Origin of the sequence: Nocardia sp. XZ_19_369 (assembly GCF_015355715.1) — a bacterium.
Lineage (GTDB): Bacteria > Actinomycetota > Actinomycetes > Mycobacteriales > Mycobacteriaceae > Nocardia.
On record NZ_JACVED010000034.1, the window covers coordinates 1 to 1,258 of the forward strand.

1 pseudogene is annotated in these 1,258 nt (G+C 61.0%); it reads right to left on the reverse strand.

Annotated features, from left to right (window positions below):
• Positions 1 to 38: 38 nt before the first annotated feature.
• Positions 39 to 1,194 (reverse strand): annotated as a pseudogene (locus tag IBX18_RS41805) (IS3 family transposase).
• Positions 1,195 to 1,258: the final 64 nt, after the last annotated feature.

A 1,258-nucleotide genomic window follows, 5' to 3' on the forward strand; every position in this document is an offset into this window, starting at 1 on the left:
TGGGCTGTCCCGGGTTCTTGTCCGCCGGGTCACGAGAATCAGGAGACCGATTGTAGATGGCGGTTGGTCTTCTCGAACTCCGATGGGGTGAGCCAGCCGAGACTGGAGTGTCGTCGTTGGCGGTTGTGGAAGATCTCGATGTAGTCGAAGATCGCGTTGGCCAACTCGGTGCGGGTCTTCCACTTCTTGCGATCGAGAAGCTCGATTTGCATTCTGCTCCAGAAGGACTCGATCATCGCGTTGTCGTAGCCGTCCCCGATGGTGCCCATGGAGCCGACCAGGCCGGCCTCGGTGATGCGGCGGCTGAATGCCCAGGAGGTGAATTGGGCGCCGTGGTCGCTATGGATGACCGTCCTATCGGGTGAGCGAGATGCGATGGCCATATCGAGCGCGCTGAGCACCAGCGATGCCGTCTGGCGCGAGTCGATAGCCCAGCCGACGATGCGGCGAGAGTAGGCGTCGATTACCGCGCAGCAGTAGACCTTTCCCTCGCGGGTGGGATGCTCGGTGATGTCGGTGCACCACAACTGGTTTTCTCTGGTGGCGGTGAAGTTTCGGTTGACCAGGTCGGAGTGCGTGGCCGCGTCCCGTTTGCTGATGTAACGCTTCCTTGATCCCGATATGCCTTGCATACCAATATGTTTCATGATCGAGTGCACCTGACCTGAGCCAACTTCGATGCCCATCCCGAGAGTGAGCTCGGCATGGATGCGGCGCACGCCATAGCAGCCACGTGAGGCCGCGTGGATGGCTCTGATGGTTTCAGCGAGCATTTCGTGGCGCAGGCGGCGCTGGCTGGGCGGGCGGTTGCGGTGGTGTCGGTAGCCGCGTTCGGAGATCCCGAGCACTCGGCAGGCGGTGCGGATGCTGATTCCTTGCCCGGTCAAGGCCGTGACAACCGGGAACCGCCTTTTGGGTTGATCGTGGTATCGGTGAGGATCTTGGCCGCCAGCCGAGTCGCGAGCAGTTCTTGTTCGAGCTGCTTGATCCTGTTCAACGCATCTCGTAGTTGCACCGATTCGACTTTGGCACCCCAGGTGCGTCACCGCGGTCGACGAGAGCCTGCTGCTTCCACCGATACAAGGTGGCCTCGGTGACTTCGAGGTCGCGGGCTACGTCGGCGACTCGGCGACCTTCATCGATGATCAAGGCGACAGCTCGCTCACGAAATTGCGGTGAGTACATCATCGGCACGGGCGGAGATCCTTCCACGGGTAGGAATCTCACAACCCAGCGGACAGAAGATCAGGACAGCCCA